At 40.9% G+C, this 8,540-nt stretch carries 7 protein-coding genes; 4 read left to right on the top strand and 3 right to left on the bottom strand.

What is annotated here, in order from left to right:
- The first annotated feature begins 132 nt into the window (after positions 1-132).
- From fusA to ACHUGF_RS00385, 3 genes are all read left to right on the top strand, one after another.
- Positions 133-2,160 carry an elongation factor G gene (gene fusA / locus ACHUGF_RS00395; RefSeq protein WP_394128789.1) on the top strand — a complete coding sequence of 676 codons (2,028 nt, stop codon included), beginning with the start codon at positions 133-135 and terminating at the stop codon, positions 2,158-2,160.
- A 172-nt stretch (positions 2,161-2,332) separates the two neighbouring features.
- Positions 2,333-3,298 (top strand): 4'-phosphopantetheinyl transferase family protein, encoded by a 966-nt coding sequence (locus tag ACHUGF_RS00390; RefSeq protein ID WP_394128788.1) that lies wholly within the window; start codon positions 2,333-2,335, stop codon positions 3,296-3,298.
- Between the two features lie 479 nt (positions 3,299-3,777).
- Positions 3,778-5,649 (top strand): putative bifunctional diguanylate cyclase/phosphodiesterase, encoded by a 1,872-nt coding sequence (locus tag ACHUGF_RS00385; RefSeq protein ID WP_394128787.1) that lies wholly within the window; start codon positions 3,778-3,780, stop codon positions 5,647-5,649.
- A gap of 84 nt (positions 5,650-5,733) precedes the next feature.
- Here the strand turns inward: ACHUGF_RS00385 and queF are convergent, their stop codons facing one another.
- Positions 5,734-6,591 carry an NADPH-dependent 7-cyano-7-deazaguanine reductase QueF gene (gene queF, locus ACHUGF_RS00380; protein ID WP_394128786.1) on the bottom strand — a complete coding sequence of 286 codons (858 nt, stop codon included), beginning with the start codon at positions 6,589-6,591 and terminating at the stop codon, positions 5,734-5,736.
- Between the two features lie 55 nt (positions 6,592-6,646).
- On the opposite strand from queF, the gene syd reads away from it, so the two are divergent.
- Complete coding sequence (syd, locus tag ACHUGF_RS00375) at positions 6,647-7,303, top strand: SecY-interacting protein (RefSeq protein WP_394128785.1); 657 nt, start codon at positions 6,647-6,649, stop codon at positions 7,301-7,303.
- Positions 7,304-7,349: 46 nt separating this feature from the next.
- Here the strand turns inward: syd and ACHUGF_RS00370 are convergent, their stop codons facing one another.
- Together ACHUGF_RS00370 and ACHUGF_RS00365 are read right to left on the bottom strand one after the other, a co-directional pair.
- On the bottom strand, positions 7,350-8,123 hold the full coding sequence (locus ACHUGF_RS00370) for a Zn-ribbon-containing protein (protein ID WP_394128784.1): 774 nt from the start codon (positions 8,121-8,123) through the stop codon (positions 7,350-7,352).
- Positions 8,123-8,443 (bottom strand): hypothetical protein, encoded by a 321-nt coding sequence (locus ACHUGF_RS00365; RefSeq protein ID WP_394128783.1) that lies wholly within the window; start codon positions 8,441-8,443, stop codon positions 8,123-8,125. The genes ACHUGF_RS00370 and ACHUGF_RS00365 overlap by 1 nt, the downstream gene beginning before the upstream one ends.
- Positions 8,444-8,540: the final 97 nt, after the last annotated feature.

The following is an 8,540-nucleotide window of genomic DNA, read 5'->3' as shown; positions in this document are numbered from 1 at the left end:
AACACTGATCTAGGTCAATTCATCTGACTTGTTAGCCCCGTATACTATTTTTTATGCGCAATAAATAGCCAAACGTAAACAAAGTTAGACAAGAATATGGAAAGTTTAATAATGTGAAAACAGGAGGCCATTATGGCTGAGTTTACTAGTGAGCAAACCCGTAATTTGGCTGTGCTCGGACATGTTGGAGCTGGCAAATCATCCTTGATTGAAGCGTTACTGTATAGAGCAAAAGCAATATCGTTAAAGGGCAGGGTCGACAAGGGCACAAATCATGCTGATTTCACTGCCCAAGAAAAATCCCACCGTCATAGTTTAGAGCCTTCATTTTTACACCTTCAGTATCAACATCATCATATCAACTTTATCGACACGCCAGGCTTACCTGACTTTTTCGGGCGAGCCTTATTACCTCTGCCTGCCGTTGAGTCAGTATTGTTAGTTATTAATGCCGCTGTTGGCATAGAGTCTGTGACTAAACGTGCTTTTGAAGCTGCAAGAGCGCAAGGTAAAGCGGTGATTATTGCCATTAACCACCTTGATAGTAATCTCACGCGAGTGTCGGATGTGATGATCGACATTCAGCATCAATTTGGACATGGATGTTTGCCGGTTAACTTGCCCAGTGCCGATGGAAAAGCCGTTGTTGATTGTTATTTACATTGTGATGAAAGTGCAGAGGCGTTATTTAGTCAACCTGCTAGTGCTAGAGATGAGCTAGTTGATACGGTACTTGAAGAAGATGAAGCGTTAATGACCTTGTATTTAGAGCAAGGTGAGTCGTTAACGCCTCAGCAGCTTCATGCTCCGCTAGAAAAAGCACTCAGAATGGGGCACTTAGTGCCAGTCTGCTTTACAAGTGCAGAACAAGATATTGGGATTAGCTCATTGTTAGAAATGCTGATCAAACTCATGCCAAGTCCACTTGAAGCCAATGCACCACAATTTATGAAAGGGTTTGGTGAACAGGCGACACCAGTAACAGTGACACAAAAGGCAACTGATCATGTTTTAGCCCATGTGTTTAGCGTTTCAATTGATCCATTTTTAGGAAGACTGGGTGTATTTAGGTTGTTCCAAGGGACGCTGAATGTTGGCATGAAGCTGTTTATTGGCCAAGCCCGCAAACCTTTCAAAGTCTCTCACTTAATGAAGCTTCAAGGCGATAAACAAATTAATGTATCTCAAGCGTTTCCTGGCGATATTTGTGCTATTGCAAAATTGGATGCATTAATTGTTGGCTCTGTATTACATGATAGCCATGATGAAGATGAATTTCATTTACCAGAACTGGAAGTGCCGCAACCTATTTTTGGTCTGGCTGTATCAGCCAAACGTCGTGGTGATGAACAAAAGATCTCCGATGTTCTCAATAAACTGGTCGCTGAAGATCCTAGTTTACACATCACTCGAAGTGAAGTGGAAGGGCAAACCGTATTGCAAGGTCAAGGGGATTTGCATTTAAAAATTGCGCTTGAAAAAGCGCAAAATATGTTCCACCTCGACATGGATACTGATACGCCGGCGGTGGCTTATCGAGAAACCATCACCGAGAAAGCACAATGCCGTTACCGCCATAAAAAACAATCAGGCGGGTCTGGCCAATTTGGTGAAGTTGAATTAGCCATAGAGCCACTTGAGCGTGGGGAAGGCTTTGAGTTTATTTCGAAGGTGGTTGGTGGCTCAGTGCCAAGTCAATATATTCCAGCAGTAGAGAAAGGCGTGCGAGAAGCCATGCTAGCCGGTGAGTTAGGTGGCTATCCATTACAAGACATAAAAGTCACGTTATTGGATGGCAAACATCACAGTGTAGACTCTAAAGAAATTGCCTTTGTGATGGCGGGTAAAAAAGCTTTTATAGAAGCAGTCTCGTTAGCAAAACCTGTAATGTTAGAACCATTAGTTGATATGAGCATTTTAGTTGGGCAAGAACATGTCGGCGAAGTGACGGGTGACATTAGTGCATCTAGAGGCATTATTTGTGGAACGCAGGCAAATGCCAATGGACTTGTTGAAGTCAGTGTTGAAGTGCCACTTGCCAATGTCAGTAGCTACGCTTCAAAGCTGAAATCTATGACCGGTGGAGAAGGTCAGTTTTCAATGCAGTTTAGCCGTTATGATGTTTTACCTGAAAAGGCGGTAAAAGCACTGGTAGATTGATTGGCTAATACTTTTTTAAATAACAGATGATATGCAAAGGGTTAAGGATGGCTTAACCCTTTTTATTTGTTTAAACCTTATGCGACATTTTCAATCAACATTGTTTATGTGTTGAATTAGCGACCTAGAACAAGCGACAATGTCTTATTGCTATTATAAATGTGAGATTTGTTTGAGCCCTTTACCCACTATTCAATTATTTTTTTGTCCTTTAGATACCAATTTATTAGATGAGAAAACCGTCTCTATTGTGCGTTCATGGTTATCTGACGCTGAGATAAATAAAGTGGATCGTTTTATTCAACACGCTGCTCAACAGCAAGGGTTAATGGTGCGTGGGTATTTGCGCAGCGTATTATCTAGCTTTGTTAATATCGAACCAGACGAATGGCAATTTGAGTATGGTGAGAAAGGCAAACCTAGGTTATCGGCTGTGCAATATAAACAAACTGGCTTGCAGTTTAATTTAAGTCACAGTGGTAACTGGTTGCTTATTGGGGTTATTCACTCAAAAGAGGACGCTTCAATGCCCATTCAATTGGGAGTCGATATTGAACGCCGCCGAGAAAGCACGAATATCCATTCAATTTTACATCATTATTTTTCAAAACCAGAAGAAGCTGCATTATTGGTGTTACCTGAAAGTCAGCAGCGTGAGCGATTTTTTGATTTATGGGCACTAAAAGAGTCATTTATTAAAGCGACAGGCTTAGGCTTATCGTTATCACTAAAGGCATTTAGTTTTGACCTTGAAAACATAGTTTGGCAATGGCTTGCAATAAATCAGCAAGAAGCAACAAATCCAATTGAAGCGAGTGTTACCGACAAGCAATATTTTCAAATAAGCTCTCAAGTTACTTTGCAGATAAACCGTCATTTGCTTGATAACAACAATACTTATCACAGTCAGTTGAAATGTTCCGATGAAAGCCATTGGCGCTGTTTTTTAGGTCGTTTAGATGAGGAGTATCGCTTTGCCATGAGTGTATATTTTCAGCATCAAGGGACAATCAATGATGCTGCAGTGCTACCCAATGAATGCAGTGAACGGTCTCATTCATATCATGGTGCGCAACCTGCACCAGTCACTGCCAAGTTCATTGATTGGTCAAATATATTTCTACAACAGCGCCGCTGATATGCCACCTAGCATAAATACTTTGAGCTGAAATAGTGTCGACTGACAAAGTTTGTGACAAATAAGTAAAATTGGGGTGGAAGTGTTATTAATGTAAAGCGAGCTAAACTTTTATTCTGTTAGTCAGTGCTTTGCAGTATTTAATTCTGTTGTTTTAGATGTGACCAGCAATTCTGTCTGGTCTTTTACTTGAGAAATGGCTTGTGCGTATATAAAGACTTTGAACTTTGACGAGAAACTCGGTATACGTGCTAGTGTTAGTCATGTTGGTAACGGTTTTATAATAAGATTATCACTCAAATGATGACATTGACTTTGTAAGCATAGGATTGAGCTTTTTTATGACCTATTTGGTGATTTCTAGCCTTCAAGTATTTAGCGCGATAATCATAAGTATCGTGTTTTCTCATTACTTTCGTCATTACAGGCGCCCATATTTAAAGTACTGGGCAAAGAGCTTTGCGTGCTTGGCGCTTTTTTTGAGTTTAGGTATTGTGTTGTCTATATTGGCTAAACAAGGTGTGGCTTATCACTCATTTGGCATGTATATCGCTAGCACCCTAAAGCTCTGTGCCGGCTTCCTGCAAATCTTGTGGCTATTGTTAGGGTGTTTCGAACTTGCCCGTCCCCAATCAACTCCTTTTAAATATGAAAAGCACCTGATGTACATCGGCATTGCCTTAGGTGTTGTTTTAGCCACCCTGTATGCCTTTGACCCTGACTCTGCTTTATTAAGACATATGATCCGCACGAGTAGTCGTTATGTATTCGGTGGTCTTTGCTTCTGCCTTTGTGGATATTATCTCTTTAAGAAAATTAATAAACAAAGCACAGGCCGCAACATTGTTACCCTTACTTTTTTCTTGCTGGGTTTAGAAATGTTACTGCTGGGGTTGGCAAGCTTTTCTCGAGAGTGGAATTTAATCGCAGATATTGTCCGTTACCATGGTGCTTTTGAGTTACTCGCCTATTCGACTATTGGTTTAGGCTTAGTGATGTGGTTGCTGGAATTTGAGCAAGCTAAGCAGCAGTCGATGCGTGAGCGACTTAATGTGATTGGCCACCAAGACATTTTGACAGGTCTTAATAATCGTGAAGGTCTGGAGCAAGCGATTAAACGTTGGCAAGCTGGTGTGTTAAATAACGATGATGATGCGCTAGTTGTGCTGTTTGGTATTGATAACTTTAAACGTATAAATGAAGCAGGTGGTGTCAAACTCGGTGATGAAGTGTTAATTGCATTGGCTGATTTCTTTAAACAAATGCCTGAAACTGCAATTGCTAAAACAAGGCTTAGTGGTGATGTGTTTGCGTGTGTTATGAATGCCAGTATTGCAACACCAAAACAGTTAGAAATGTTACGTAAAACCATGGCGAGATCAGTGGCAATTCCTAATCATCCTGTGCATATAGATCTCAGTTTAGGCGCAGCGAAAATTGATAAACATCAAGCAGATGACGTGACATTACTGAATGCGCAGCGTGCTTTATCACAAGCTAAGAAAATGGGTGGACGTCAATGTCACTTTTACAGTGACTTAACCCCAGAACATATCAGTTCAATATCTTTAGAGCATGAACTGCGCCGTGCACTGAAAAATGATGAATTCTGTTTATATTTGCAGCCGATTTACAATGTAAGTGCAAATAAAGTTGAGAGCTTTGAGGTGCTGGTACGTTGGCAGCATCCACACCGTGGCATTCTTTCCCCAGTCGAGTTCATTCCCTTTTTATCTCAGTTACAGTTGATGCCAAAGCTAGACCTGTGGGTATTAGCAAAGAGCATTGAAGTACTGGAAGATTGGCAGAAAAACTACGCATTTAACCAGTCAATTGCGATTAATCTGTCTGCTGAAGGGTTAAATGACAGCCAGTATATGACTTCGGCTAAAGCCTTGTTGGAGAAGCTAGGGCGAGATGTTAATCGTCTTAATATTGAGATTACAGAATCATCGGCAATGAAAAGTATTAGCCTTGGGCAAAATGCAATAGCGAGCTTAAGTGATTTGGGGGTGAATATTTCTTTGGATGACTTTGGTACGGGTTATTCATCATTAAATTATTTGAAGTCATTTCCTGCCGATAAAATTAAATTTGATCATAGCTTTATCAAATCAATGACAGCGGATAAAGCGACGGAAAATATCTTACGGGCACTGGTACCTTTGTGCCAGCAACTAGGTAAAACAGTTGTCGCAGAAGGGATTGAAACCTACCCCCATTTGCGGATGGCGCAGAATATTGGTTTTGATCAGGTGCAAGGTTACCTGTTTGCCAAGCCCATGCCGGTTGATGAGGCTACCAAGTTATTGTTTATTGATAAAAGCGTGCAAGCAAACCAGCAAGGTTAAATCGAAACAATAAAGTCTATGCACAATGAATATTGGCTACAGCCACATAAGTACTATGTCGTTATGTGGCTGAGAAGCTTGGGTTTACTGGCGAGCTAGACGGATAGACTCTGGGGTGTTTTCAAAATCTGAGCGAAACGGGTTTATGTCCAGCCCACCTCTACGAGTATAACGGGCGTACACAGTTAACTTCTGACATTGGCAGAATCGTTTTAAATCGATGAAGATACGCTCAACACATTGCTCATGAAACTCATTATGCTGCCTGAATGAAATAAGGTATCTCAGCAGCTTTTCTCGGTCGATTTTAGGGCCTTGATAGCGGATCATCACGCTACCCCAGTCGGGTTGTGAAGTAATTAAACAGTTTGATTTAAGTAGGTTAGAGTTGATTGTTTCAGCAACATTCTTTTCTTGGTCAATGCTATCAACGAGATACTCTGGGTTAAACTGATAATCTTCAACTTCGATATCTAAGTCATCAATGCAAGTACCAGGTAATTCTACTATGCGCGCATGACTAAAATGCTTAGGTTCAATGACTTTCACTGAAACTTCACCATTAGCACATGCCGATAAGTCTTTTGAGATGGTTTGCTGCACAGCATCAACTGAATCAAAGCGAGTTTGATTAAAACTGTTTAGGTATAGCTTAAAAGATTTAGACTCAATTAGGTTCGTGCTTTTGATGTCTAGATTTACGTCAAGTAAAGCTACGACAGGTTTACCTTTCGCATTGAGCCAAGAAAGTTCGTAACCGGTCCAAATATCACTACCATGAAAAGGTAAATCATCTTGTAAATTAATCGCATCTCGATTGAGTTTACGAGCAACCCCTTGCAGCAGTGATGCGTCATAATGTTCTTGGTAAGCAGTTTGCTTGCCTAAAGTTAAACCTGCTAACTCTTTCGCTTCACTGTATGGGTCATGATTTTGTGTCATCTAATCTTATTCCATGTCAAAATATGGTCACTATTATAAACCACGAGAAGCTATAGTGTCTTGTTCATCAGCCCTAGATAATTTCATTCAACGATATTTAAAAGCCTATGACAATGCTTTGTCTGAATTACCGCGATATTACCCCTTAGGAGAAGCCTCTCCTTGTATAGAAGGTGAGCAGGAGTTAACCCATGATACCGCTGTGTTCTGGCAACCTGTAAAGAGACAAAACTCAGGAGGTTTTGACAATGTGGCACAAGCTCTGGAAATGACACTGCATGATGATATCAATGCATTTTTTGGCAGATATTATTGTGCTCCCTTAAGTTTCGATTCTGAATGGGGTGAAGGGGAATTGCTGCAAGCATGGAATCAACAAGATTTTGAGTATTTACAGCAAAATATCATTGGTCATTTGATGATGAAGCAAAAACTAAAACAACCTGCCACTTGGTTTATTGGAGTGATAGCTGATGGCGACCAAATGATTACGGTAGATAACGAAACAGGTAGTGTTTGGCTTGAGATTCCCGGTGATAAACCTAAAACCCAACTTGCTGAGTCATTAGCTGATTTTTTACCTAAGCTCAATGTGGTAGTTAAGCCAGCGATTATGCCACAAGCCGAGCAAGATGTTATCGCATCTCACCCTGGAATATGGCAACGGATCAAAGGTATGTGGGCCAGCCTTATGGGGCACAATAAGTTTTAGTACTATGCCTGTGTAAAGTTGAGATTTTGGCCTTATAAATACTGTGCTATTGATGATCCCACGATAGATTCGATACGATACGGCAAGGTTCACAACGAAAGTGGAACATATCCAATAAAGGGGTCGCTAGTTTCCAGTTTTCTGAGCCGCACTTCGGGCACGTGCGATTTTGCTCACTAACTAGACTTTCACCCCCGACACGATACAAGTAATAGTAAGTGGGGATGCCCGTGAGGTATTCAATACGACCGCGCAAATCCCATCCTCGGCGAAATAAGTCACTTTCATGTGAGGTTATTTCAGTCAGTGCGGCAAATTCGGCTTGGGTGGCGGCTGCCATTTGTAGTTCGTCACAAGCTTGCCACTCTGTTTGCCACTTAATTATCCTTTTGTGATCACCGTTAAAAGTAGCTGGCAGGTGGTACAGCGGGATAGGGAGTAAGTTATCACCACTTCTTACAGGTGAGCACATATGCACATAGCTGGTATATAAGACTTGCCAGCTAGGCTGTTCAACATTACTTACTTCAGAATTAATATCTTGGCCAATGTACTTTTCTCGCGGTGCTAATATTTTTGCATTGGTTAAATCATTTAGGGCCACTTTTACCCAGTAACTGTGATTGCGTGGATGTAAGCTTGTCTTCTCAGGAAGTAACATTCTGACTTTAAATTCGCCTTCATTAAATGCTACCGCAAACTCTCTACCTAAGACTTGACCATTGGCCCGATAAGCTTCTAATAAATTGTTAATGGCTTTCTCTGCCGCAGTAATCGTCGTATCTGCAAAACATTCAAAGCGTAATTCAACCACAAACATTATTTTGTATCCTGTAGGCTTTCTAATTGAGATATGCGCGACTCAAGTTGTTTTATCTGGCTTTGCATTTCACTTACTTGCTGCATCAGTTGTTCGATGTTGGGTTGAACTGGCTGTGTATTTTTTTGTGCAGGTTCAACGTAAGCGTTTATTGATTGGATCTCTTGGTCCGACATGGCTTTAAATTGACGCAAACCTTGAATGAGTGTCGGCATGGGAACTTGCTTACCAAGCTTTCCTTTAAGTAAGGCTATGTTAGGAGTATGTCCTTTGTCTGCAATCGCTTTGGCAGCACTCAAAACGTGGTTAATTGAGCTCATGATTAGTGAAATTCCTTACATTATGGTGAAACATGCACAAATAGTATGAGTGTTAATTTAAAAGTTCATATAAATCAATCTGTTGTATTTTTGGCAT

The organism is Shewanella maritima, from assembly GCF_043643735.1.
Lineage (GTDB): Bacteria > Pseudomonadota > Gammaproteobacteria > Enterobacterales > Shewanellaceae > Shewanella > Shewanella maritima_A.
This window is presented reverse-complemented; position numbering and strand designations above follow the sequence as displayed.

Bases quoted from the DNA above. Each gene is read 5' to 3' on its own strand.
- fusA (WP_394128789.1), top strand. From the start codon at position 133: ATGGCTGAGTTTACTAGTGAGCAAACCCGTAATTTGGCTGTGCTCGGA.
- queF (WP_394128786.1), bottom strand. From the start codon at position 6,591: ATGACACAAAATCATGACCCATACAGTGAAGCGAAAGAGTTAGCAGGT.
- ACHUGF_RS00370 (WP_394128784.1), bottom strand. From the start codon at position 8,123: ATGTTTGTGGTTGAATTACGCTTTGAATGTTTTGCAGATACGACGATT.
- ACHUGF_RS00365 (WP_394128783.1), bottom strand. From the start codon at position 8,443: ATGAGCTCAATTAACCACGTTTTGAGTGCTGCCAAAGCGATTGCAGAC.